The organism is Caballeronia novacaledonica (assembly GCF_900258035.1).
Taxonomy (GTDB): Bacteria; Pseudomonadota; Gammaproteobacteria; order Burkholderiales; family Burkholderiaceae; genus Caballeronia; species Caballeronia novacaledonica.
In genome coordinates, this window is the sequence record NZ_OGTP01000005.1 from 109,418 (window position 1) to 135,210 (window position 25,793).

Consider the following 25,793-nt stretch of genomic DNA (forward strand, 5'->3'; position numbering starts at 1 on the left):
TTTTCTCAAAAATCGTCGAACTCTTCGAGCTCTTCGTATTGGTCGTCGGAATCCGGCCTCGTGACCGGATCGGTTGTTACTGTGTTCTGCGACTGCACTGGTGGCGTTGGTGATGGTGTTGGCGTCTTTTCTGCATCCTTCGCAAGGTTTGGTCGCATAGGCGCGACGACGGGCTCAACGCTCGCAAGGTCCAAGTCGCTGTACAAAAGCCTGTTCTCGGCCTGACGCTCGAACTCAGTCGCGAGAGCGCCTTCAGGCGTAAAAGTCTGAATGAACTCACGAAGTCGTTTTGTGTCGCGCTCGTTATCGGAGAGCGATCCGTGGCGGCGGTTGTATTCTTCTGAGAGCGCGCGTTTCTCGACTTCTGTGAGCAACCCTAGGCCATGCAGGTTGCGGCAAACCGCGCGAACCCACGTATCTTTGACACGCACATAGACGGACGACGCGTCCCACGGATCGTAGCGAACCTGTACGCTCTCGCCATCGAGATGGGCTGAATCGAATGCTCCATTCCAATAGAATCGCTGGTCCACTTTTACGCCGCGTTGGCGGTGAACTTGACGCGTGCCCGTGCGGTCAACTGGCGGACACGTTGCAATAAGAAAGTCTCGATTAAACTGGATATGCGTCTGCGGACGCTTGCCGTTCTCTCGCATGCCGCGCACGAAGGCCTCGCGCGGTGATTCGTCGAGCGCCGGATGGATGTTCTGGTCATAGAATTCGCATGCCCAGTGCTGAATACCTGCGTAAAGCGCCCCGATGGTCCACTCTGCGAGCTTCTGAGGCAGATGAGAGCCGGTGACCATACGAACGTTCTTCGTGGCTTTCGTGTTGCCCGCAAGGTTGTGGATGTACTCGGTGTTCAATCGACCAAACATACGCTCCAGCACCGCGCCATGCCTTGGCTGCCCGGCCGGACGAAAGCGCAGATGCGTACCCATGGCGCGCAGAAACGATTCAAATGCAGCCGAGAGGAAATCGCTGCCGTTATCGACAACGATAAATTCGGGAAGGCGATTGAACCGTCGCACCATATCCCGGACCGTCATCATTGTGGAGGTGTACGAAGGCGAATCGAACGTCAGGTAAAACCCCACGATGCGTCGCGACCAGGCGTCGACCGCGAGCGACAGCCAAGGGCGGCCGAGAGGCTTTCCGGTCCGGCTCGAGATGACCTCGATGTCGAGCTGCGTATGGTCGATGTGCACGTACTGGAACGGCCGGCTACCATGGACAGGCGAGTCGTGGTGCAGGACATCTATGAATGTGCTTGCCTGGTAGGCGATTCGTTTGCCGTATCGCGTGCGAACATCTCTGTTGGTTTCGCGCGATTTGATTCGCGCGATCAGCGTGGGATACGAAGGCGGTATTTCGCCCGCCTCGGTGAACGCGACCATCATCATGCGGTGACAAGTCTTGAAGTTGATAGCTTTGCTGTTGAGCCAATGCTCATCGATGACGTTGTCCATCAATTCAACCTGTTGGGTGCTCAATCGCGCTTTGCGGTTGCCCCTTCCGCCCGTATTCGGCACCAGCGCAAGCACCTCATTGGCGCCGTTTGCGAGAGCAATTTCTTGGCGCGCTTTCCAACGGCGAAGCGTGCGGCCAGATACGTTGGCGGGCTCGGATTCGGCCGCCAGCAATGCCTGCCTGCGAAGCGTGGTTTCGAAGTCGTCCTTCGAAAACCGACTAAGGTCGTGGTTGGACTGCTGGTCTTGCTGAGGGCATCGCACCTGGCCTTTGTCGTGCGCGTTCTCAAGCCAACTGCGTGTCAGCGTGATGGTCGAGCCGTCCTGTCCGTTGCAGACGATTGAGTCGCCGGCGACCATCACGATGGTGAGCTCGTTGCCTTCGAAGACGAACTTGGCGCCGTTGGCGATGTTGAGCGCAAAACGGTCGACACCTGGCAAGCTTCCCGAGCGCGTGTCCGCAAGCATGAAGTCGCGCAATGCTTCATCGCGGTAAAGGCGAAAGGTTCGTTTGTCGCCGAGCGATTGGCCATCCAGGTCGGTCACTACGCGGTTTCCCGCGATCGCCCGATTCAGCGTGTCGGCGTCGAACTCGTGTGGAGCTCCGAGCAGTTCCATGAATGTGAGCGAGCCATGCTCTTTCAGGGCTTCGTGGAGTCGGGCAAGAACATCCTCCGGGCACGTTTCTGCAAGGTGCAGGTAGTCGGCGAGGTAGAGCAGGTTGTCCACGCGCCGGCGGGGAATCGATGCATCGCTGACTACGCGGTAGCGAATGCCGAGGTCCGCAAGGTGCTTCTCGACTTGCGGCGCATACCATTCGCCATCGCTCCCCTTCGAATACCGCCAAGGGTATTTCTCAGCGAGTCGGGCGAGCTTTGACTCGGAGAGCCACTCTTCCAGAGTGAAGCCGTCGTTATTAATGGTGAGGAAATGCGGGATGTGAAGGATATTACGGATTCCGCCGGTCGACTCGTCGACAAGCTTTAGCTTCAGCTCGCATGGAGCGGTGTAGTACTCGAGCACGTTGGCTGAGTGTTCCTTGGTGACGGCGGCTGGAAACTCGATATGTCGGGTCTCCGTGCGAATATCGCGGCCCATCTTCTTGCTGGCCAAGATGGTAACCACGCTGCCGGCTTGTGGGTTGATGGGTCGCACGGGCGCTTGAGCGCGAGCATCGAGAATAAGTTGGCGGCCAGCGGGTGGCGTGCCGAGCCGGTCGAAGAGGGCAGTGAGTTGGGGCTTATCGAGCATTTACATCGTCAGGAACGAGAGGGTCATATTCCCGTTTAGGAAAGTCCCTTGACGATGATCGGCAAATCGGTCATATGCGACCGAAATCCAGCGTAATCAGGCTGTGATGTGTCTTGGCTGGAGAGGGGAAGAGGCGTAAGCGGACCGGCCGCCATCCCGCGAGGAATGCTGCGGGAGTTGGCTGGTGGGTTCTGGCGCGGACCGATCGCCCCGAAGGATGGGCACTAGCGTCTCAGCAGGTGTCGGCCACTGAACCGGTGGCAGTTGGTGAGGAGATCGTCGGATGTCTTGACGATGAACATCACGGCTTGACCAGTGTTGGTTGGACTGGCTGCCCGTGTCATTTTGGCCCGTTCCCTTCGTAACTCAATTGCGGTAATAGTCGGTTAACCGCTTCGATCATTTGTGGCAACTTATCCGACTCCCTGGACGGGATGAAACCACCGTGTTGCTCTCGAATGGCCAAGATTAGCTCCGCAGCTACCAATCCCGCCTGTGCACATTCCAAGAGGTCTACTTTGAGCCAGTGATCGTCATCAAAGTCGAAAAAGGCCGTGTAGATGGCGGGATTTTCGCCGCCAACGTAATGGAAGTTGTGGAAACTGTTGTAGACGTTGGCGTGCGCTGTCTGCTGATTGATCGCATCCTTCATGCGCTTGATCTCCGCAGAGTAAGACCGAAAATGCGTGTCGATCCAGGAGTAAGCAGCTCGCGATGCTTTCTGAGGGTCGTGCTTCTTGCCATCAAGCGTATCGAAATAGTTTTTGGTATCGACATGGACCAGGGAGTACGCGGCATGAATCGTAGACTCCAGAAAGTACCGCAACGTCATCTTTGCTTGAATGCGGTGCTGCCGGATCAGAGCCATCAGACTAAGCGTGTGAGATTTCTTCATCTGGGAAAGGAAGCGAATGAAGATGTCACAGTCTTTGGTGGGCCACGACATGATGTTCGACAGAAGCAAAGAGACATCCCTCGTTGCCGTAAAAAAGTCGCCGTAGCGCTCCTCCGCGTCGAGAACCATCTGGTGTTCGATATGCGAAAACTCTTCAATGCTCATCGTAAACTCCTTTCTACCGCTGAGCTGTCGTTGATTCTAGGTTTTGACTAGGATACGCCACATATGACCTTTGGCCGATGACATCGATGTTGTGCGGCGTGGCGCGGACTAGCTTCTTGCTGCAGACTCGAGGCTTTTAAGTGGCCGTTCCGATGGGCAAAGCTTCGCGCGTCACCAGTTATTCCTTCCCGAAGAAGGCGAGCGATCGACGAGCGCTCGGATGATAATGCTTGGTAATTCGAGCGATAGGGCAAGGGGAAACAGAATGTCGTTGATAGAAACCAAACAGCGTTTGATCCAAGCGCTCGGGGACAAGGAAAACAGGGTGATTGCCTTGTCAGGGAAGTGGGGAACGGGCAAAAGTCATCTCTGGCGCGACGTCCAGCGAGGCGCAGAGGTCGACGAGTCCGTGACGAAAGCAGTGTACGTTTCTCTGTTCGGATTGCGAGAGATGGGTGAGCTTAAGCTCAAAGCCGTCCAGAGCGCGATGTCTCAAGTCAGTGAGAAGACGGCTGGCGGCGAGCGCATCCGTACCGCGCTGCGCGGCGCCAAGAAAGTGCTTGAATCGGTCCATAAGGCCTTCTCGGCTCTCGACGAAATCGCGTTGCTCGCCGTCCCATCGCTCTTAAGTGAGAAGCTCATCGTGCTCGATGACATCGAACGCAAGCACGAAAAGCTCGGCCTCGACGAAGTGATGGGTTTCATCGACGAGTTCACGACGCAGCATGAAGCGCGGTTTGTCCTGATCCTCAACGATGACCAACTCAGCCAGCGTGCGCTCTGGGACACCCTGCGCGAGAAGGTCATTGACCACGAGATTAGACTAATCACGACCGTCGAGGAAGCATTTGGCATCGCAAAGGCGCTCACACCGACCCGCTACGCCAACGCAATAGAGAAGGCATCTACAACGTGTGGCCTGGAAAACATCCGCGTGATTCGCAAGACTATCCGTGCTGTCAATCAAATCCTCGGTGACCGCAACCTTGATGACGCCGTGCTCGCACGTGTCGTGCCGTCAGCAGTGCTTTTATCGGCCATCCATTTCAAAGGCCTCAACGACGGCCCCGATTTTCAGTTCGTGTTGTCGACAGGGAGCGTTTCCGACTGGGCGGAAATCCTCGCTGAAAAAGAGAAGGACCCTGATACTGCGGACAAGCGTAAGGCTCAATGGCGATCGCTGTTGGAAGAATTGGACATCCGCAGTTGTGACGAATTTGAGCAGGTAGTGGTCGATTTTCTGGAGTCCGGCCAGTTTGACATTAGCGCCGTGTCGACCATCGTCGCACGGTACGCAGCGGAGACCGAGGCCTTAAAGGCGAGGGACGCAGCGCATCGTTATATGCGTCAGCTGACGTGGGACACCGATGTCGACGAGGCCGAACTGGTGGAGATCGCCAAGACGTTGGTCCCGATTGCAAAGCATCTTGACGCATACGCAGTGACGGACCTAAGTAATGCAATATCGTCGCTGCCCGGAGGAGCGGATTCGGGCAACGCTATTGTTCAAGGATGGATCGAACACTTCCGTACGCTTCCGCATGAAGGCTCTTTTGACGAGGACCTGTTTAATCGACCCATCCACGACGCCATTCGGGAGGCGATGGCTAGTGTGGAAGCCCAGGCGAGGTCGCGCGTCACATTGTTCGAGACAGTCCAGCACATCGTTAAGCAAAGCGGATGGGGAACGCGGGAGGAACTAGTCATGAAGACGGCGACGGCGGCGGAGTTTGAGTCGCAGATTCGAAGCCTTTCGATGGACGAGCGCGCGTTTTTCATGCGACACATGCTGCGGATGAGAATACAGAGGGGAAACTACGACTCCCATTTCGGTACTGCAACCGAACGCTTTACGGAAGCCTGTCGAGTCATCGCGACGGCGCCCAATTCCGGCAGACTCGGCGCTTTGATTCGGGCGCTTTTTAAGAACGCAAGTCTCGAGAGCGAGCTGGATCCGCGAGAGCCTGGGCCGGGCACAATGGTGGGCGAATAGGAGGCGAGCACGTCGATGGACTTCTGGCAACGTCGGCACCGGACAATCGAACGCCGGCCGTCATCAAAAATCGAGCGCCAGCGCAGATGTGTGGCCGCGACCGCAGCGTGGCAAGGGCATGCTGCCGGGGCATCTTGCGCCTTGGCCGCCGAGCGCGGCAACCAAGGGTGGTCTCGATGCCCTGATTCGAGTGTCTATCGTACAGAATGTGCGACCGAGAGAAGTTCGCGCCTAGCTAAGCTCCTCCGCCCCGCACACAACTCGTTTGCATTGCTCCGCTCGTCGAGCAATACCCGCGCCAGTTCTCGATCATTGCCGGGTCGAACGAGATTTGCTCCTCGTTTGTTTCCGGCCAATAGCTCGCGATGAATCGGCATTGCTGGCTGAGGAACATGATCACGGGCCGGTATTCGCTCGGTCTGTGCGGCGTCTGCTGGAGCAAGATGGCGTCCGGACATGAAGCTTTAATGGAAGCCAGGTTCCGCGCGGCCGAATCATATGCGGCATCTGCGTCGGGGTGCTGCACCTTGATCGCGTGGACCCATGCAGTAGCCTTGTCTCGACCGGATTGAAGCGCTGGGCTGTCGCCGTTCGGACTCAGCGTTATGGTGAACGACGCAGGGGCTTCTCCGGATACATCCACCGGCATCGGGTCCGACCTCTGGACTGCACGAAGCGCAGCGTCATCCCATTGGGAGTTCCCGCTTGAGCGCGAAACACTCGCGGACAACAGGGTGCCCGTCCTGCCGAGACGAACGGCGACCACTGTTTCTAATCCGCTGGTTTCGCCGGCCCATATGATGTTCGGTCTAACTCGGCGCTTGACACGTTCTGCATAAAAGCTCGACGGAGCCGCCGGGGATGAGTTTGAGACCGCTTGTGCGGAGCCGATTACTCTGCTCTGACCGGATGTGGCCATGTCAGCATTGGCAATCGGTGGCTGAGACGCGGCTGCGTAGTCTGCCGGCTGGTTCAGTTCTGCAACAAGTCGTTCGCGCTGTTCGTTGTACCAGGTCACGAGACACGATTTGTTGAAGCAATTGGCGTTTCGCCAGTTCCATGCCCTGCGAGCGGTGTCGGCAAACGCCCTCTTGTCGGGTGCGACGCTCTTAGCCTGTGCGAAAACGGTTGCCAGGTCCAAATCCAGAGACGCAAGCTCGGCGTCGCTGCAAATCAGTTTCTCGGACGTGGAGCGCGCTTTCGTGCAGTCAAAGCTGGTGATGACTTTTGGCTCTTCGCGAACAGGCGCATCAGAAGGGGCCGCGGGTGCATTAGATGACAAGTCGCTGCCCGCGCTGTTTGCATATTGCGACGGCGCTGCCGTTTCGTTGTTGCTCGAATCGTGCGACGCGCCCACCACCATGCGGATGAAGGCAGCAACCACAATGCCGACGATCCAGAGCCAAACAGAGCGCTTCTTCGAACCGGCGGTCGTGGCCGAGCTCGGTGGGACTTCCGAAGCGGTAGGCTGCGGTGGCGGTGAAGCGTTGTGTTCCTGCCTTTCACTTTCCGGTGGCTCAGCGTTGCGTTGCTGCTCACCGCTGGAGGCCGGACGGACTGGCTCTTCGTCGTCAACAAGCGTTGCGTCGTATCGTTGCCGCCTGTCCGCATCGCCCAAGACCTCGTACGCCTCGTTTAGAATCTTCATGATCCGCGTGGCGTCCGGACTGCTGTTCTTGTCCGGGTGGTAGCGTTGGCTCAATGCCTTGTATGCCGCCCGTATGACTTCAGGCGGCGCGTTGCGGGACACCTTGAGATTGTCGTAGTGGGTATGCGGTTGAGACATGCGCGATGATCGTTGCAATTTTTGTCTCTGGATTACGGCACGGCCCACGAAAAATTTAGCCTGTCTTTGTGTCCCGTCACGGTCGAGATTCCGGTCGCAATGAATAAACTCGGCGATGCGCATTCTCTCGGCCCTCTCCGGGCGCGCCCTTCGCCACGGCACGCCGAACTGGCTGCCAACCTGTCCGGCGCGATGGCGACGTTCCTGGTGCCGACCTGGGATGTGCGCAAACAAGAGAGCAGCGCTGCCTGAAAGTCAGGCGTCAGCGAGAGCTGAGCGGCGACACGAACCGCTGCCACAGATATTCGGCTGCCTGATCGGCCGAAAGGTGCTTCATATCGAACTTTTTCTCGGAAGCGAACATGCCCATCGCCATCACCGCCTCGAACTGCAGTTCTCCGCTCTGCGCGAGCGACAGCATCTCGTTGTAGCTGTTGTTGGACATGGAGCGGCCTTCTGAATAACTGATGCCGTTTTCCGAATGGAATCCGCCCATCCAGACCCGGCCGATGCATGTACTCTTGCCGTCGAGAAATAGCTCGGCCCGGAAGTCAGTCGCCGTGGTTAGCTGGAAGTCGGTGTCGATGCGCGCCTCCTGACGGGATACGGCGTCCAGATTAGCCTCGAACAAGTTCTTGATCGTTGCAAACCCGGCCTTAACGAAACGGCGCTTGTCGGCGTCGGTGGGGGCGCTCTTCAACGACGGAATGAGGCTGTCTGCCCGCGATGCCACGACTGGTTCAACGTCTCGGGTACTGGGTCCCGGAAAATCCTTGTGCGGAACTTGAGCCGCCGTACCGGGAAAACGAGGCCGCGTGGACGGCTTCGCCCTCTTTTGATTGATACCGTCGATGAGCGCCTGGCGAGCCGCGCCCTCGTCTAGGCCAACAGTCCGAATCTGCACGATCGACTTGAACAGACCTGGCGGATCGCATTTGCGCACCATGGCCGGCACCAGCTTCATCTCTTGCCCTTGGGGATCCTGGCCGAACGCTGCCGCCCATTCCGGGGATGCGAACGGCGATTGAAGATAGTCCGGCGAAAGGACCATCACGGTGCGTTTCGCCGAATCTGCGGCCTTTTGCATCTCCAGCACGAAGTTGCTACCCGGCCGAAAATCCCACGCCTGTATAACAACGCTGAAGCCTTCCTCTTCAAGCACGTAGCCGATCCATTGGGCCCAGTCAGCGTCAGCATGGGTATAGCTGATGAAAAAGTCCGTCATGTTTTCCCGGAAAGTTCAAGGTATGCGTTGAAATCGCGTAGGCATTGATTGTAGCTATCAATCCGGCGAGACGTAGTCCGCTTTCGACACATCTATGCCGAACGAAACGTGGCGCAGAAGCAAGCGTAATTGCAGCCACAAGCGCGCCTCGTGCATATAGTGCAATGGATGTCCGCATTCCTCGAATGACCGGAGGCAGCGCCCAGTCTGCCGTGGCGACAGGCCGGCGCGCTTATGCAAGTGCTTGTCACATTCCATTTTTTCCTTTAAATTGGCGACTGGCCAACCGCCACGGTCTGCTCGACTGAAGTATTGCCAAACTTGAAGAGCGCAGTAACCCGCAGCAAACTTTGCGTCAGCCCTCGTTGGTGAGGTTTCTGTCGTAAAAACCGGCAAACAGAAACAAAAGTCGTCGTTTTTCACTCACTTACATTTCGAGGTGCCTATGCAACCCTCAGCGTTCGATCGCGCCTATTTCCAGTCCCTCAAGCGTGACCTCCTCGCCGCAACCCGCGATTTCTTTCGCGTTCCCGATTCGCAGGTCAACGAGTCTTTCGCCCGTGGCTTCGGTGTCAACACCTACGCTGCGCTTATCGCCGCACTCGACGGAAACCATCCGCGGAAGCATCTGAAGGCGCCGGGCGTCGAACTGCTCGATCATGCAGCGTTTGCGGCTCGCATGACCGAACTTTCTGACGACCGCACGGCTGAGTCCGTGAGCGCGATTCTGGAAGGCGCGCGTATCGAGATCAAGATCGTCCGGCGCTCGCCCGCGCGACAGAATCCTGTCCGCTATTCGGACATCGCGTACGACGTGACTGTCGACATTTTGGGCGTTCCGCCGGAGGTGCTTGAATCATCGCCAGAGTTTCTCATTCCGGAATTTTTCAGGCCTGACGGCACGGAGTTGTATCGCCTCGATTGCGACTGGTCGTTCCGCGTCGACGGTGAGTATGCGGTCACGCGCAAGCAGTCGGGTCGGGGTCTGCTCAATACAAAGGTAGTCGATGGTCATTGGAAGGGCGCGCTGTATGTCTACTCGCCGCAGCATCAGGAAGACGATTCACGCTGCTTGCGTTCCGTGAAAGCCGCGCTGGCGCGAGCAATGCTTCCGGCGCTGACATCGCGCGTGCGCTGTTCGATTTTCCGGCCTGACCGCTATCAACACGGAGCATGGCGCGTACGCATCGCTATCGGTCCCGTCATCCAGGCTTTCCTCGGGGGCTCGCGCCTGGTGTTTGCGTTGCCGAAGCTGCCGAAGCGCCACGTGGTCATGGACAAAGGCTTCATGTTCGATATGGGTGTTGGTGTGTTTCAGGATGGCGAGTGGTGTGCCGATATTTACAGCAACGGCATCCACGAGGATGAAAATCCGACAAGCCTTGCGCAGGTCAAGGCGGAACTGCTGCAGGCTGTAAATCTGGCTCTCCAGGGAGCTGGCTTCGGAGGTTAAGATCGACGCGCCTGACTCGAAAACGGAGCCGGGCGGGTTGAAGCCTCTGGTCGACAGGAAGGGAACCCGGGAACGCGAAAGCGACCCGGGTTTTTTAGAATCTAACTCCGAAAATGCGACGGCTTCTGCGATGCTGCACGGGATCATGTTACGAGGGTTCCGTTCATGGATAGATCAGTACAGCGAGCAGCTAGAATGGAACGCAAACGGCCATGAGGTGTATTGACGGAATGGTCCTGACCGGCGTATTTGCGCTGTTCTTTCCCAAGTCAGGCGATATGAGGTCACGTGATTTCAAAGTGAAACAGGGACCGCACGCCACGTGCCCATCAACCACTCACAAAGGCAATGTTGTTGCCGATAGACAGGACGTCGGTACAAGAGCACTCGCTGTCCTATCATCTCGCACTTGTCGTATGTCGGGACGGCTCACACCTAGGAAAACGGACATGACCGACAATCTGACGTTTTCGTCAAGCCAGCTTGAGGCGATCGCCCGCGCTCTGGGGCATACCACAGAGGGACTGACGGGCAGGGAGATCGAACATCTGCTCGCGATGGCCCGTATCACGGATACCGATCCAGGCATCACAAAATGGATTCGGCTTTTCAACGCTTTCGCCGGTAGTCAGAACCACCTCGGTCATCGTCGCAACATCCTGGCCTTCATCCGGTTTGCAACGAAACCGGATCGGTACGCACACGAGCCGGCGCGGTTCGAGCCGATGCGGGCGCATCTGAATCGCAGTCTTGCTTTCGTTGGGCTGCAGGTACTGGAGAATGGTGATCTTGTAGAAAGCAGCCGTGTGTCCACGCTCCCGGATGCAATCCGCAGGGCGACCGAACTTCGCGCAGATCTTGTGGCTCGCGGCGTGCACCCCGATGTACTCGAATTCTGTCGGTCTGAACTTGTTGCTGATAACTACTTCCATTCTGTTCTTGAGGCAACGAAGAGCGTAGCCGCAAAACTTCGGGAACGGACGGGATTAATCGATGACGGCGCAGCCCTGGTCGATCGTGCTCTCAGTGGCAATCCGCCAATGCTGGCAATCAACTCGCTTGCCGACGAGAGTCAACTCAGCGAGCAACGGGGCTTTGCCCATCTCGTGAAGGGCATGTTCGGGATGTTCCGGAATACGACGGCCCACGCCCCGAAAGTGTCGTGGAATATGAGCAGAAGCGACGCTGAGGATCTTTTGACGCTGGCGTCGTTAATTCACCGCCGGCTCGACGCAGCTGTTATGCCCGCCCGCGTATAGAGCGGCGACGAGAGACACGAGAGGTGTAGATGGAAAAAGACCACGCCGGATCCGCAGGAGAAACGGAGACAGGAAACGCGGACGTTGGCACGGCATCGCCGGGCGGGACGCGTTCCCCGGGTTCGCCTGCGTGGACGCCATCTATCGCTACCGATGCTGCTCTCGGCGCGCGACTGCCCGAGCCGGCCTGGTTGCAGGGATTGCAATCAGCCTTAAGGCCGGGCGGCGTCGTCAATACCATCGTGCAAAGGATCCAGCAGGCCGCCGAAGCAGCGAGCGACGCCCATTGCGACCGAGCTCGAAAAAACATCGCATCTCATCGGGAAGAGTATCGCAAGGACCGAAGGCGTCTGGCGGAAGATAGCCGAGGATATCGGAACAGTTGCAAAAAGCCTCCAAGCCTATCCTTCTAGGGTTCGTGAGGCGCTCGTGTTGATGAGCCAGTTCGGCTGGTACTTGGATCGCCAGATGGGAATGGGGGCTCCGCTGCGGTTCAAGAGCGCAGTCGATGCCGGCCGCGCTCCTGAAGCGGAGCGGAAGATGATTGCGCACTTCGAGCCGCGTGCCGAGGGGATCTGCGCGGAACTGATGGAGAAATATCCACATCGCAGCGAGCTCTTTGAGGCTGCATTCAACGCGCATCGAAACGGCCAGTACATTCTCTCAATACCGGTCATGCTCTCGCAGGTCGACGGCATCTGTTTAGACGTGGCGAAAGCGCATTTCTTCATGGGACGAGATCGCGAAAAGGTAATCTCTCACGTTGTTGAATTTGCAGGTTCAGAAATCGCAAGGGCGTTCCTTGCTCCATTCGAATCCGACATGTCTGTAGTGCAGTCGCAGAAAGCCCGCTCGGAGGGGTTTGCTGGGCTGAACCGGCATATGGTTCTGCATGGGGAATCGCTCGACTACGGAAACAGGGAGAATGGATTGCGCGCGATATCCCTGCTTAACTACATCTCGCAATCGCTGCAGCAGGACACTGACCGACCGGTCGAGGAGACGAGCGACTCGACCGGGGCGACCATGCCGCCAGCGAACAACTGAAGTGCCCGGGCAGGTAACTGTCGGACGGATGTGCGGTGACGCTGCGTCGGCCAACCCCGCGGCTTTCCGTTTCTCCTGCGTTGTGGCCGTTATTGTTTTTCTAATAGCGGCTCGCGCAGCGGGCGACGCAGAACAGCGGAATAGGAACGACATTGCCGCGAAGCTCAACGGAGCCTTTATCCGGTCGACGTCGAGACTCATCAGCGAGGAGCCGTCCTTTGCGGAGATGATGTGCGAGATTAAGCGGAGCCGCGCAAAAGCATCTTCTGTACTCGCAGCGTTCCAAGGCATAATGCCCTCGTACATGCGTCGATAACCATCTCTCACCCGCCAGCAATGCGAATTGGAAAACTATCTGTAACACATTTTCGTGGCATTTCGGAACTGGAATGGGTGGCCGCTGGAGCTTCTCTATGCTGCTTGATCGGTCCTGGCGATTCCGGAAAGTCAACCGTTCTTGATGCAATCGAGGCAGCGCTGTCCGCGCGGTGGCTCAGTTTCAACGAATCCGATTTTCACAATTGCGACACCACGAAAGAAATTGCGATCGAAATCACGCTCGGAGAGCTTTCGAAGTCACTTCTTTCTGACGAGCGTTTCGGAATGTACGTTCGCGGATGGTCGAGGGACGGGGTCATCAACGACGAACCAGAGGACGGCGATGAACCGCTGTTAACCGTCCGCCTGACCGTTGACGCGACCATGGAGCCCGTATGGCAACTTGTATGCGAACGAGCGGAAGTCCCCCGGGTACTTTCCAATCGGGATCGGGCGCTGTTTGGTCTCGTGCGGTTGGCCGGACATGATCCGCGGCACCTGACCTGGGGCCAAGGTTCCGTGCTTGCACGTTTAACGGACAGTAACGATGAAGCGGCGAGACATTTGGCCGACGCTTACCGTAGTGCAAGAGCCAGCGCCAATCTGGCAGGCATCGATGCTTTGAAGACAGCCTCGGGAGAAGCGGAGCGACTTGCGAGAAGCTTCGGAGCCTACATCAACGGAGCTTATGGTCCCGGGCTTGAACTTACGCGAGGTGGGTTTTCCTCCGGGTCGATTGCACTGCACGATAATGATGTTCCATTGCGCCTAGCAGGGCTGGGAACGAGAAGGCTTGCGACGTTGGCTATACAGCGCGCGTCAATCTTGGATGGCGCCATCGTATTAGTGGACGAGATCGAACACGGACTGGAGCCTCATCGAATAATCGGGGCTATCGCACAGCTCAAAGGGGCACAGACCGAGGCAACCACCTCGGGAAAACCTTCGGGGCAGCTTTTGATGACAACTCATTCGGACGTTGCGTTGGGTGAGATGTCACCGGAGGACATCTACGTGGTTCGCCGAGAACCGACATCGAAATATACAACCGTCGCGTTGCCCTCTGATCCGGCGCACCTGACGAAGATCGTAAAGAAGTCGCCTCGCGCGTTGTTCGCTAGGAAAATCCTCGTGTGTGAGGGGCCAACGGAGGTGGGCTTGATGCTGGGGTTGAGAGAACTGCTGCCTAGAAATCACCATGGCGTGCCTATCGAGCAGCGAGGGGCGGCACTGGTCGACGGAGGCGGTGCGGAAGCACCAACTGTGGCGTTGGCTCTCGCGAAGCTCGGTTATCTCGTTGCGATGTATCGAGACTCAGACCGAAAACTTACAGCCCAGCAGGCGCGAGATCTTGCAACGGTTAAGGTGCAAGTGTTCCAGTATCCGACCGCAATACACACAGAGACCGCATTGTTTGAGAGTGCCTCCGATTCGCACGTTCAAGAGCTAATCGACGCGGCAAGGGAAGAGAAAGGAGCCGCCGCAGTCAATGCGAGCATCAAGCAGGGCATTCCCGAGCTGGAGCTCGATACTATCAAGCAGTCGTTCTCCTCATGGTCACTACTAGAGGGCGTTGACGATAAGGAACTACGCGTGGGCCTTGCCAAGATCAGCAGCGACATGAGTTGGTTCAAAAAACTGCATTCAGGCCGTGAGATTGCGCCGACGGCATCGAAAATCTGCACGAACGCTCCAGCATCGTCGCTTGCAGTTTGTCTCTCACAAGTCGAACAGTGGCTTTATGAGTAATACGCGGAAGTTGGCATTCCTCCGAGAAGGCTCGATTATTGCGCCCGCAGGTCACGGAAAAACTGAGGAAATTGCAAAAGCAGCGGCTCACGGAACTCGATCATTGATTTTGACGCATACCCATGCCGGCGTCCACGCTATAAAGTCACGCCTGAAACGCATGGGAGTCTCACAGTCGGCAACCATTGTCGACACCATCGCCGGTTGGGCGATGCGATATGCAAACGCATTCCCGAGGACCGCAACTCCACCGAATGGTATGCCACGAAATGCTGGGGAGTGGACTTGTCTTTACGACGGTGCCCATCGACTATTGCAAATAAGCGCCATCAAAAGGGTAGTTGAGGCGTCTTACGATCGCGTCTTCATCGACGAATATCAAGACTGTGAAGCCGGCCAGCACCAGATCGCTATCGCGTTATCGAAAATTTTGCCGACGGTGGTCCTCGGTGATCCGATGCAGGGAATCTTTGAATTCACGGGATCAATCGTTAGCTGGAACAGAGACGTATTGCCAGTATTTCCAGAGTTGATGTCCTTGGACCGCCCTTGGAGGTGGGAGAAGAAGAACGAAGACTTAGGAAATTGGATTGCGCAGGTGCGTCAGAAATTGCTACGAGGCGAGCGAATAGATCTTTGGGACGCACCGGTGAAGTTCATTGAAAGCGACGATCAGTTCGACATGGGAGCATTCTTTGATGACTTCGATAGTAGAGATGGCTCGGTCGCTGCAATTCATTGCTGGAGGCAAACTTGCAATCAGTTAGCCAAAGCAAGTCGGGGTGCTTATCAGTCAATCGAAGAAGTGGCCGCAGCCCGCCTTATGGCGTTTGCGCAGCAATGGGATGCTGCAGAAGACGGGGCAGAACAACTGACTGCGATACGGCAACTGCGGGATGAATGTGTCCATATTAAACCGTCTGTTGAGCACCAAGAGGGCGCTTCGTCAGACGCTGAGGTCTTGGCAAGAATCAAATCCCTCGCTGAAGTTGTAAAAAAGGGCGACGCTCCCGGCGCTGCTAGCGCGATCATCAACTTATCTCGCAAGCTCTCTAACTGGCGAGTCTATCGTGGCGAACTCTGGCGTGATGCTGAGCGCACGCTTGAAGAACTGGCACGCGGAAGGGCTGGGTCAGCGGTCGCCGGAGCCACGGCCGTTCGGCAGCGCGTCAGCCTTACTGGCCGCTCGCCCCACAAACGTATCATCTCTACACCACTTCTACTAAAAGGCCTGGAGTTCGACCACGTGGTATTGCCTTACGCGACGCATTTCGCGCAGCAGCGTCTTGCTGCCGCAAAACTATTTTATGTCGCCATCTCGAGGGCCACCCGTACGTTGACTGTTAGTGGGCGAGAGCGCTTTTTACAATTCCCGGTTCCCACGCTTTAGGCCCTGATGAAAGGGACCTAGGACCTCGGACGCGGCCTTTTGATCTGCGACGAAGGCGATGGTCGGCGCCGATACGACAGTCTTCGTCTAGTCTGGTAGGGCTTTGAACACATGCCCGGCAAGGTTGAGCTAGCGAGGATGTGGGGCCCAGACGCCCTCGGCGGTGTAATTGAACGACCGGGCTAGTCCGGCTGATTGCCATACCAGGTCGAAGACAGGTTTTAAAACTTGTTCAGGTGGTAGCTCGGCGGGTAAAAGGATATCGGGAAGAACAAGCGTTTGTCGGTCGAAAAAGCCTTGGTGATCGTCAAGGAGGAAATGCGCGCGATTGATGCCGAGTTCAACATTGTCCGCGCCCAAGATCGAGAGCATACAGGTCATCTCGAGACCGATACCTAGGTGTGTGTATTCCGCACGTAAGCGGGTGAGCAGCGCGATGAATTCTTCTTCATAGGACAAGCTGCCGAGAGAAGCGCGTGCGCCCTCGGCGTATTCGAACACCTTGACGGTTTCGAAGTATCCGTTACGAAAAAGAAGCGAGTATCCGTATGTGCCGGCCGGTTGTGGATTGCGAACAACCAGCGCTCCGTCGGCGTTCACCCTTGCGTTGGGAATGGTGCGGCTAAGAATAGGCAGTGCGCGCTCCTCCATGTACTGGATTGGGTCAACATTCACTGTTCCGAGCGCGGATTGCGTCGGAATAAAATGGGCGACGAGTCGCGCCCCAGGTACAAGCCGGTGCGGCCCCTCACCGGCGAGGATTGCGCTCAATCGCTCCGTCCGAAAATCTCGTATCTGTTGCGCTTGTCGATCTGAGCGGAGAAAGAGGCCGCGAATTTCAGGAACATCAAGCTGACGCTTGCGACCGTTCTCTCGAACAAAGAAGTGTTGATTGGTATTCACACGATGAGGTCCGGCCCAGCTTTGAGGGACCCGGACGATTGCAACGAAGCCCCCATCGACCGGTACCGTTTGGATCTGCACGCCAGGAATTCGCGGCTGCACGCCGTTCAGCAGCATGTCCTGCAAACGCCTGGACTCTTCGTCAGCGTTCCCTGCAAGAGGCCGGACTTCGAGAGCGCGGCCTTCGCCATCTTCCTCGATCCCGTAGACCAGGTCTCCGCCAGATGCATTTGCGAACGCAGAAACGTCGGCGACGAATTCATGCCGTGCTTCGCCGTTGCGCCCGGGTAAATCACGCTTGAAGTCGAGGTGTGTACCTTCGACTGCCTGCTCCTGTACGAGCGACTGAATATCGCGATCTACAGTCGTAGCGAGGTTGCGTGGAAGGGCCATGGACACCGCTCCAGAAAATAATGTCAGCGGTATTCTGCCACGGCTTTCTGGCAGTTCCAGTTCCAATGAGGCTCATCGGTTAGGACGCGTTCCCGCCCAGTGAATATCGGGAGACTCTCGTTGAGGTGTTGTTCGCCTCGCTTCTTTACCGGCGGATGGCCTCGACGCCGCTGAGCGTTTGAGCGACTGCCCCGGCAAAGCCTTGGTGGAGGTTCGCGGGGGCGTTGCTCGCACGCGCGGCGTCCCGCTCTGAGCCTCGCATTGCACGAGCAGCGGTCACGTTCAAGACACCGACCGAAGCCGACCGACGGGGCGCCCGGCATCGCCTCGAGTCGAGCGTCGCTCCCGTCGTCGCGGCGGCGGCTACTGTAAAGCGCGCTTTGCCGTAGAGGCATCATCGGTACGGGCCGATCGGATGCTTTGGGTCGCCGTGCCTCATGCGTCGCACATTGGCTGAGAAAAGGGCGGTTGGTCGCTGCGTCGACTTGGTAATCGGTATTGTTACAAATGAATTCACGATTGAAGTTTTGAAAATCATTCGCCAAATAGCGGCTTTTTTTATCGGCGGTGAATTGAGCGCGGATTTCAGCACGAATATCGCATTGTTTTAACCGCGAGCGAGTGATATACATCCCCATGTCACGCGTCGGCCGAGCACCGAGCCGCCCGACGTTATAGCCAACTCTTCCGACTGAAGAGCTTCGGTTGTGACCGCCAGCGCGGACGGGTGTGACCGGTGGCGCGCTGGGGAGATCCGCACCACGGGGATGGGACCTGAGAAGCGGACACGCTGGCGAAGCTAGAGGCGTGGGACCCGAAATAGTCTGGCGGAGTCGGTTGTTGGATGACCGATGGAAGGGGCACCTGCTTTATTGCCAGGGGCCCCCGGCATGACCTTTCTACTCTAAAAAAAGATATGCTCACTAAGGAAATTCTTTAGCGAGCAGTGTTCGCATTTCTCAAAAAAGAGATCCTCACAAAAGGATATGCTCAACCCTTAAAAGGAGATGCTTATGTAAGCATCTCCTTTTGTGTTTCGCGTTTCGGCGATTGAGGGCCGCTGCGCGGCTGGCAGCCAGGGCGGTGCGTGGCGGGCGCGAGTATGGTGTATCGGCCGTTGGCGGCGCGGAGGTTCTCGCAGCGAAGGGCGTTTCATCGCGATCCTGCTCAGCGCTTTCTCGATGTCGTCGCGCGAGTATGGGATTCATGTTTTGCAAGCGCGGTATGTTGGCCGCTGCGCGGCTGGCAGCCAGGGAGGAGCGCAGAGGGCTTCGCGTCCGCATCGTTCCCACCCGCGCTGGCTTTACGCGCGCTCGAACGTTAAGCGCCGTATGCGAGGCCGATGTCGTCACGAGTGGGTTGCCATTGTCGTTGTGCTCGATCTTGCGTTAGTCGCTGATGGCAGCACGAGCGCAAGTTCGACGAACACTTGGGAGCGTTATGGCGCCGCTTTTCGCCTGGTTGCCATATGCGCCGTACGCGTGCCGCTCTTCGCCGGTCCTATTGGCAAACTGGGGTTGTCTCTCAGTCTTCGCGCAAAGCGCAATGTATCTTGATACTGCTTGTTTTCGCTGAAGAGCGCGCGCGGCATTCCCGCAATAGCGACATTGGCAAAACACGTATAGGACGCAATACCGGTCGAAATATAAATTCCCTTTTTTTAAAGCTGCCCGGGAAAATAGCACGAAGCATTGAAACGTAAGACGAATCGCGTTATAATAGCGGCCAGCTTTCTTCTGCATTCTTGTTCGCCGACCAGGCGAGAGGAATGTGGACCTTTCCGAGGACGAGTTGAACTCGATGCACTGAAACACCTTTGATCTTTGGCGCTGGCGCGATATGACTTGTCGCGTCCGCTCGAGTCTGGGGCAAATGCTCCGGGGTGTTGTCGTCCGTGCTTAGACGGACGTGCATTGGAGCCGCTGCAATCGCCGCGGCAAAACTCTCATCGGAATAGACCAAAAAATGGAAGCTACTTTCTGTCTCAACATCGCAGGCTGCCCCGTCGGAATTGGCGGCATCGTAGACTTGCGGTCACTCCCTGTACGCCCGAAGCAAACTATCGGGATGCCCGCCGACACTCCAGTACTGACGTGTCCGGTCGCGCCCGCAGACGCTCGTTGGCTGTCAAAGAGTAATGGCCGGGCCTGTTTCGGCTTTGGGTTCATCCCACGCGAAGACGGCCTTCTGATGACTATCCGCGCGCAGATTGGCGGGTTGCAGGTCTACTGGGTCGCCGAAATGGCCGACCCGCAAGTGTGGGCTGCCATCGACAAGTGGAAAAAGGCGAAACGCGTTCCTGTCTTGTTCGAAACCCGTGAAGGTGAGCGAATCGACCACGCTTTCGGTGTGTTTGATTTGCCTCCGGGAACCTTGCGCAACGAGGCGCATCGACATGAGCCTGACCCTGAGCCGACGGTTCAAAGGTTTCAGAGAATAGTATCCTTCGTGGGTAGCGGAGCTTTGCAGATGCGGGCAGGGACCGACATCTCGGGAGTTCCGTTGCAGAAGGTACTGGCCAACGTGATTATCACGGAACGGTTCGCGCAGTTTGTAGAGGCGTCGCCGGTTCCGGTGTAAGAGCTCGTTACGAGCGACTGTGAGGTGTGCGGCTGCCGGCCGCGCACCTCCTTGGCTGCCCGTCGTTCGGAAGAATCTTATGGCAAGGTCGCGGACCGTGAGCCCTCGATTTTCCGTTTCGCCTCCTGGATCATCGCGATAACTCCGCGAACAGCGCCAAGAACGTTTCGGGGGACCATCTGCTGAACCTCGCGAAAGTTGGGCGCCTTTCCGCTTGAAAGAATCTCTTCGACAGCCACTTCGATCGCTCGGGCGGCCTCACGTCTGTGTTGCTCGGTACAAGCGTGTTGATGCTCTTCCCATCTCGCCCCAATGCGGCGCGTTTTCTCGTGCTCCAGACGATAGAGTTGTCTCCGACGGACTTTCATTCGCCGCGCCGCTTCGCTGACACTGATCGCGACGTCTGACTGACGCAACTTGTCCATTATCGCTTCGATTTCAGCGGTATCACGGTGAACTGGCAATGCTCGCTTCTTGTAGTCTGGGACAAGCTCCGCCAACGAAGGAGATTCATGCAAGCTAACAACGCTGTCACCGATAGCTCCGGTTAGCAGCGCCACGAGCGATACGCCTGTCTGTGATGCGATGCGCAGGTGAGCGGCTAGTGTCGGAACCCCGCCTTGCTTCAGCCAGTAATGCACGGTCGATTTATTCAAGCCGATACGCCGAGCAAACCTTGCGCTCATCCCACCGTCAAGTTGTTCGACGAGCTTCAAAATCCCAGCTATCATGGTGCCGCGATCCGGTACCGAGCTTATCGACGATTGCGCCGCCAGAAGTTGCCCGACTTGCGCCGCCTTCCACGTCTCGTCAAGAGTCGCCGAAGAGGCAGCGGTTCGGACGCCGCCGAGAAACGCTCCGCAATAGCAACACCACCCAGGAACAACCCACACAGCGTTGTTCCTCGCTCCAGTACGGCCGCAGTCCGGACAGGTATCTGTGAGACGGGTGTGATCCTTCGCACAAGCTTCAAGGTCACCTACATCCCACGCGAGCCTGAAGTAGGGCATTCCTTCGTTAGCCAAGTCCTCTTCAAAGCACGCGCCGCACCAGCGCCCCTTCGCCGGTGCCTGACTCCTCTGCGCGATCACGTTTCGCCACGGCCGAAGCGTCAACGAATCCAGACGCTCGACGCTCGTCATCTCAGACAATGCGCACGCATATCGTTCGGCGACATCGCCCATGCCGCTCAAGTTGACGTCCTTCCAAAAGTTCTTCGCCGGAGCCGGCAAGCCGCAAGTCTTCGAAATCCTGTGCAGCAGGTCCGTTGACGAAACGCAATGCGTTACTGCCAAGCGACAGAAAAAACTCACAAGGCTCTCTACGTTTGCGGTTCCCACGCCGATGGGCTCCAACGCATAGAGCGCCGAGCGAGGAGGGCACAAGACCTCGTTCATTTTGCCGTTCCTCCTCAGCTAGCTATCTCTAGCTCGCCCACCGAGCACATCAAGTTCGGGCCAATCCCGGCTTCGCCATCGAGAATCTCCTCCAGAATGCGATTGTGCTGTGCCGTCGTCAAGAATGCGCGCTCCAACGAGCTTGTTGTCCAGGCTTTCGTGGTGCTCGCGAGCCTGGCCGCACGCACAAGCACGCTGCTCAGCGTACCGATGCATCCCAGGGTGTTCTCATGGAGCGCTTTCGAATGTCTTTTAAGCTGTCCTCCGCCCCACAGTTCGGGAAGCGTTTTCTCAAAACCAGAGACGCAACGCTCGAAGGCCAGAGCGTCTTCTGGTTGATCTTGCCGGTAGCGTTCAAAATGCACCACGTGTGTACGACGAGCGAGTTGCCCGGAGAGGGAAACGAGCTTGTACAGGTCATAGGAGCCAATCAGGACCATTTGCGTTCCACACAGATTTGCCAGCGACTTCAAGGTGTCGAGCTGGATTTCGAGCCGTTTTTCGCCGCGCGTCTGCCGAATGATGTGTGCCGCTTCGTCGATAACGAGAAACTGCACCTGACGCGCGCGAAGGCCGCGCTCGACTGCGGTGCGTAGAGCCGCGAGCGTCGTTCCTCGGTTGAGGGCTCGAGCTTGGTTCATTCGGCCCGTTTCTTGGTCGATGCCATACACCAGCTTGGGCGAGTCGGCATCGTCGTCGAGCTGCGCGAGAACGCGCTGATAGAATAGTCGCCATGAGAAGTCGTTTTCGCCAGACGAGGGTGCCTCCGTATAAATCGCGGGAATGATTCCACGCTGCGTCTCGAGTTGACTCCGCGCTTGTTTCAGAGCATTGTGGACCATGTGTCGGGCGAGCGTCGTCTTGCCGGCGCCGCTGGGGCCGCACACGAGCAGGATGCTGTCCTGGCTGCTCGGATAGATGAGCGTGTCGAGCTCAGTCATTACCTTGCTCACGCGCGTGTGCTTGATCCGCTTCGCAGCCAAGACTTCAACCTGCGAATTTACTTGCGAATTCTTATTGCTATTCTGAGAGTTCATGTCTAGCTCCTAAAGGTCATCGAAATCATCGAGGTCTGAAAGCGCAGCACTATCGGCTTCAGGATCATGAGATAGCGTGGCGTTATCAGACGTGTCATGTAGCGGCGCCGGCCTGCGTGCAACGGGCGGCTCGCTTGGCAGGCGAGGGCGACGAGGCTCAGCGATGGGCTCGATGCTTGCCATTCCCAGCGAGTTGTACAGGCCTTTGTTTTCCGACTGCCGCTCCAGCTCCAGTGCGAGTGCGCCCTTTGGCGTAAATACCTGCATGAACTCTCGCAGGCGTTGCGCGTGTTGCTCGTCGTCGTCAGGCGCCTTGTAATGGCTTCGGTATTCAGAAGTCAGCGCACGTTTCTCAATGTCCGTCAATTGACCGAGACCGTGAAGGCTTCTGCAGCTAGCTTGAACCCATTCGTTCTTCAGTCGGATGTAGACGGATGCCCCGTCCCAAGGGTCGTATCTCACAGGCAGCGACTCTCCAGCGACGTTTGAGGACTTGAAAACCGTGTTCGCGTAGTATCGATGGTCGTATTTCACGCCGCGCTGAGGATTGACTGTCCGTACGCCGGAGCGGTCGACGGGCGGACACGTGGCGATCAGAAAATCTCGATTGAACACGATGTGCCGCTGAGGGCGGTGTCCGTTTTCTCGCACGCCGCGCCGAAATGCATCTCGCGGCGATTCGTCCAATGCAGGATGTGTCTCTTGGTCGTAATACTCACATGCCCAGTGCTGCAGTCCGTAATAGAGGCTGCGCAACGTCCACTCGGCCAGGTTCTTTGGAAGATGTGAGCCGCTCACCATGCGGACATTCTTAGTCGCTTTCGTGTTGCCGGCGAGATTGTGGATGTACTCAGTGTTGAGCCGACCGAACATACGCTCGAGCACCGCCCCATGCCTTGGCTGTCCCGCTGGACGGAAGCGCAACTGCGTGCCCATCACGCGAAGGAAGGTTGCGAAGGCCAATGTCATGAAATCACGACCATTGTCGACGATGATAAACTCGGGAAGCCGACCGAACCGCCGCACTATGTCCCGCACGACCATCATGACTGAGTGATATGACGGCGTATCGAAGGTAAGATAGAAGGCAACTATTCGCCTCGACCACGCGTCAACCGCTAACGTTAGCCACGGGCGGCCCAACGGCTTGCCAGTACGACTCGAAATAAGCTCAATGTCGAGTTCGGTATGGTCAATGTGGACGTATTGAAAGGGGCGGCTACCATGCACGGGAGTGTCGTAGTACAGGACGTCGATAAATACATCTTCCTGATATGCGGCGCGCTTCCCTTGGCGGGTTCGTACGTCGCGGTTCGTCTTCCGTGCCTTGATCCGCGCGATCAAGGTCGGGTAAGACGGCGCCTTCTCGCCTGTGCCGTTGAAGGCGGTTTCCAATTTCCGGTAGCACGTACCGTAATTGATTGCATTGCTATTGCGCCACTCGATGTCAATGACCTCGTCCATTCGACGGACCTGCGTCTCGGTCAACCTTGGCGTCCGATTGCCTTTCGCCGCGTTCCTGGGTACCAACGCGAGGGCAGCGTTATCTCCATTGGCCAGAGCGACGAGTCTCCGCGCGAGCCAACGTCGTAGTGTCCGGGGCGATACTTTCCCTTCGGAATTCATCGAGTCGAGGATCGTCTGTCTGCGGAAGGCGGTCTGCAACTCCTCGTGTGAGAAGAGGCTAATGTCCTTGCCTGAGGTCGTCACGCCCTTTTTGAGCGCTGTGATCTGATTCCCGTCGTGCGCAAGTTCAATCCATTCGCGGGTGAGCTGGATGTTCGTGCCATCCTGTCTATTACATACAATCGACTCTTCTCCAACTAAAACCATCGTCAGCTCCTGGCCTTCGAACAGGAACCGGGAGCCGGGCGCGATTTCGAGCGAAAAGCGTTCCACTCCGGGCATCTGTCCGAAGCTCTTGTCCGCAAGGAGCAGGTCGCGTAATGCTGCGTCACGGTAGAGAAAGAACGCTCGCTTGTCTGCGAGGGTCTCTTGGTCGAGGGCAGTCGCGATGAGATCGTCTGCGATAGCCTGGTTGAGGAAGTCGGCAGAGAACCCGTATGGCGCTTCGAGCAGCTCGAAGAAGGACAGGGCGCCATGCTCAGCTAGAGCGGCGTTCAAACGTCCGACGCTGTCCGGAGGAAGCGGTTCTGCGCCCGGCAGGAAATAATCGGCGAGGTGCAGAAGGTTCTCCACGCGTCGACGTGGAATGCAATCCTCGCTGAAGATGCGGTACCGCACGCCTCGTTCAGCAAGTTGCTGCTCAATCTGCGGCGAGTACCATTGTCCGTCGCTGGCACGGACATAGCGATACGGATACTTGTCCGCCAGGCGCAACAGCTTCGCTTCGGACTTCCATTCCTCGAGCGTGAAGCCGTCGCTGCGAACGGTGAGATAATCCGGGAAGTGCTGGATCTTTTTGAACTCGCCGGTGGACTCGTCTACGAGATTGAGCTTGAGTTCACAAGGCTGCGCGTAGTATTCCAGGACGTCGGCGGCGTGCTCTTTCGTGACGGCAACGGCGAACTCAATGTGTCGGCTTTCAGTTCGAATTTCGCGCCCCATCTTCTGGCTGGCGAGAACGGTGATGACGTTGCCACCTCGCGAGGTCACCTCGCGAACCGGCGCTTGTATCCTAGCGTTGGCAATGAGCTTCTGGCCGGCAGGCGGGGTGCCAAGTCGTTCGAAGAGCTCGGCCAGTTGAGCCTTAGTCAGCATGGCGCTTGGCGGGAGACCGACCCGGCAGAAACGGTTAGAGAAGATGCGTCGGGCATGCAGACGCTGGCGCGCGTATATGGTGAAATGCCACCTGAGGCAAGTGCAGATAGCGGGCGCGAACGATTAACCGAATCAAGAATTAAGCAATGAGCAAACGACCGGACATGGCGCCCCCAGCCGAGAATGTCTACGGAGAGTGGGAGGAGGAGGCGCGAGAACTCATCGTATCGAAGATGATCGAGCGCAAACTCAGCTACAAGGCATTGGCGCTGCGACTCGAGCGCCTTGGGATCGTTGAGTCCCCAGGCCAGCTTAACCGGAAGATCAATCGCAAACGGTTCTCGGCCGCCTTCATGCTGGCGTGTTTTGATGCGATGGAAGAGGAGACCTCGACCTAGGGGAACGGATGCCCTCATTGCACCGGTCACCGCTGGCGCAACTTCGCGACCAGTCTTCTCTTTCTTTTGCAACATCGCCGCCTCCCGGCACAGAGCGTCTCTATTCCGGCTCAGTGGGAGGAAGTGTTTCGCGCTGCCATCGCTCCAATAGGCGGCGGACATGCACGTCGGAATGCACCGAACCTTCGAAACGATTTCTTCCAGCGCATCGACGTCGAAATCGCGACGGCTGAGACGCGATCTAACCATCCAGAATTCCAATGTAGGCCAGACTCTTTCGGCCCATTCTTCTCGAAGTTCTCTCTTTGACGATTTCATTTGATTTCTCCCAATCGAAGTTTCCTCGGAACGAGCGAATTCATTC

At 57.2% G+C, this 25,793-nt stretch carries 16 protein-coding genes and 2 pseudogenes; 9 read left to right on the forward strand and 9 right to left on the reverse strand.

The window, feature by feature from the left end; genetic code table 11:
• Nucleotides 1-5: 5 nt before the first annotated feature.
• Nucleotides 6-2,720 carry a Mu transposase C-terminal domain-containing protein gene (locus NOV72_RS10125; protein WP_106854461.1) on the reverse strand — a complete coding sequence of 905 codons (2,715 nt, stop codon included), beginning with the start codon at nucleotides 2,718-2,720 and terminating at the stop codon, nucleotides 6-8.
• Nucleotides 2,721-3,060: 340 nt separating this feature from the next.
• Entirely contained in the window at nucleotides 3,061-3,780 is a 720-nt protein-coding gene (locus NOV72_RS10130; RefSeq protein WP_106854462.1) for a hypothetical protein, read from the reverse strand.
• A 265-nt stretch (nucleotides 3,781-4,045) separates the two neighbouring features.
• Between NOV72_RS10130 and NOV72_RS10135 the strand changes: the two genes are divergently transcribed.
• On the forward strand, nucleotides 4,046-5,773 hold the full coding sequence (locus tag NOV72_RS10135; RefSeq protein WP_106854463.1) for an NTPase KAP: 1,728 nt from the start codon (nucleotides 4,046-4,048) through the stop codon (nucleotides 5,771-5,773).
• 586 nt (nucleotides 5,774-6,359) lie between these two features.
• On the opposite strand, the pseudogene NOV72_RS32680 reads toward NOV72_RS10135, so the two are convergent.
• Together NOV72_RS32680 and NOV72_RS33045 are read right to left on the reverse strand one after the other, a co-directional pair.
• Nucleotides 6,360-6,620: pseudogene (locus tag NOV72_RS32680) on the reverse strand (energy transducer TonB); the annotation flags it as partial.
• Nucleotides 6,621-7,418: 798 nt separating this feature from the next.
• Nucleotides 7,419-7,682: pseudogene (locus NOV72_RS33045) on the reverse strand (J domain-containing protein); the annotation flags it as partial.
• Here NOV72_RS33045 and NOV72_RS32685 point away from each other — a divergent pair.
• The gene (locus NOV72_RS32685; RefSeq protein ID WP_245932976.1) at nucleotides 7,572-7,811 is read left to right on the forward strand and encodes an abortive infection family protein; all 240 of its coding nucleotides are present in this window, start codon (nucleotides 7,572-7,574) and stop codon (nucleotides 7,809-7,811) included. The pseudogene NOV72_RS33045 and the gene NOV72_RS32685 sit on opposite strands and share 111 nt — an antisense overlap.
• A gap of 10 nt (nucleotides 7,812-7,821) precedes the next feature.
• Here NOV72_RS32685 and NOV72_RS10155 read toward each other — a convergent pair whose 3' ends face one another.
• A complete protein-coding gene (locus NOV72_RS10155; protein WP_106854464.1) occupies nucleotides 7,822-8,784 on the reverse strand; it encodes a toll/interleukin-1 receptor domain-containing protein in 963 nt (320 codons plus the stop codon).
• 445 nt (nucleotides 8,785-9,229) lie between these two features.
• Between NOV72_RS10155 and NOV72_RS10160 the strand changes: the two genes are divergently transcribed.
• From NOV72_RS10160 to NOV72_RS10185, 5 genes are all read left to right on the forward strand, one after another.
• Nucleotides 9,230-10,237: a hypothetical protein gene (locus tag NOV72_RS10160; protein ID WP_106854465.1), complete on the forward strand. Its 1,008-nt coding sequence runs from the start codon at nucleotides 9,230-9,232 to the stop codon at nucleotides 10,235-10,237.
• 449 nt (nucleotides 10,238-10,686) lie between these two features.
• Nucleotides 10,687-11,496 (forward strand): TIGR02391 family protein, encoded by an 810-nt coding sequence (locus tag NOV72_RS10165; RefSeq protein ID WP_106854608.1) that lies wholly within the window; start codon nucleotides 10,687-10,689, stop codon nucleotides 11,494-11,496.
• Between the two features lie 435 nt (nucleotides 11,497-11,931).
• On the forward strand, nucleotides 11,932-12,543 hold the full coding sequence (locus tag NOV72_RS10170; protein WP_106854466.1) for a hypothetical protein: 612 nt from the start codon (nucleotides 11,932-11,934) through the stop codon (nucleotides 12,541-12,543).
• A gap of 420 nt (nucleotides 12,544-12,963) precedes the next feature.
• Nucleotides 12,964-14,610 carry an ATP-dependent nuclease gene (locus NOV72_RS10180; RefSeq protein WP_216858870.1) on the forward strand — a complete coding sequence of 549 codons (1,647 nt, stop codon included), beginning with the start codon at nucleotides 12,964-12,966 and terminating at the stop codon, nucleotides 14,608-14,610.
• Nucleotides 14,567-16,000 carry a UvrD-helicase domain-containing protein gene (locus tag NOV72_RS10185; RefSeq protein ID WP_216858871.1) on the forward strand — a complete coding sequence of 478 codons (1,434 nt, stop codon included), beginning with the start codon at nucleotides 14,567-14,569 and terminating at the stop codon, nucleotides 15,998-16,000. Before NOV72_RS10180 ends, NOV72_RS10185 begins: the two co-directional genes overlap by 44 nt.
• Before the next feature lie 129 nt (nucleotides 16,001-16,129).
• Here NOV72_RS10185 and NOV72_RS10190 read toward each other — a convergent pair whose 3' ends face one another.
• Nucleotides 16,130-17,362: an AlbA family DNA-binding domain-containing protein gene (locus NOV72_RS10190; protein ID WP_146149976.1), complete on the reverse strand. Its 1,233-nt coding sequence runs from the start codon at nucleotides 17,360-17,362 to the stop codon at nucleotides 16,130-16,132.
• A 2,001-nt stretch (nucleotides 17,363-19,363) separates the two neighbouring features.
• On the opposite strand from NOV72_RS10190, the gene NOV72_RS10195 reads away from it, so the two are divergent.
• Nucleotides 19,364-19,876, forward strand: coding sequence for a hypothetical protein (locus NOV72_RS10195; protein WP_146149977.1), 513 nt, complete (start codon nucleotides 19,364-19,366; stop codon nucleotides 19,874-19,876).
• A 77-nt stretch (nucleotides 19,877-19,953) separates the two neighbouring features.
• On the opposite strand, the gene NOV72_RS10200 is transcribed toward NOV72_RS10195, so the two are convergent.
• Genes NOV72_RS10200 through NOV72_RS10210 form a run of 3 tightly spaced genes read right to left on the reverse strand, consistent with a single transcriptional unit; the run spans nucleotide 19,954 to nucleotide 25,031 of the window.
• Entirely contained in the window at nucleotides 19,954-21,273 is a 1,320-nt protein-coding gene (locus tag NOV72_RS10200) for a TniQ family protein (RefSeq protein ID WP_106854472.1), read from the reverse strand.
• 14 nt (nucleotides 21,274-21,287) lie between these two features.
• Nucleotides 21,288-22,310, reverse strand: coding sequence for an AAA family ATPase (locus tag NOV72_RS10205; RefSeq protein ID WP_106854473.1), 1,023 nt, complete (start codon nucleotides 22,308-22,310; stop codon nucleotides 21,288-21,290).
• A 9-nt stretch (nucleotides 22,311-22,319) separates the two neighbouring features.
• Entirely contained in the window at nucleotides 22,320-25,031 is a 2,712-nt protein-coding gene (locus tag NOV72_RS10210) for a Mu transposase C-terminal domain-containing protein (protein ID WP_106854474.1), read from the reverse strand.
• A gap of 146 nt (nucleotides 25,032-25,177) precedes the next feature.
• On the opposite strand from NOV72_RS10210, the gene NOV72_RS10215 reads away from it, so the two are divergent.
• Complete coding sequence (locus NOV72_RS10215; protein ID WP_106854475.1) at nucleotides 25,178-25,429, forward strand: DUF6471 domain-containing protein; 252 nt, start codon at nucleotides 25,178-25,180, stop codon at nucleotides 25,427-25,429.
• The last annotated feature ends 364 nt before the right edge of the window (nucleotides 25,430-25,793 follow it).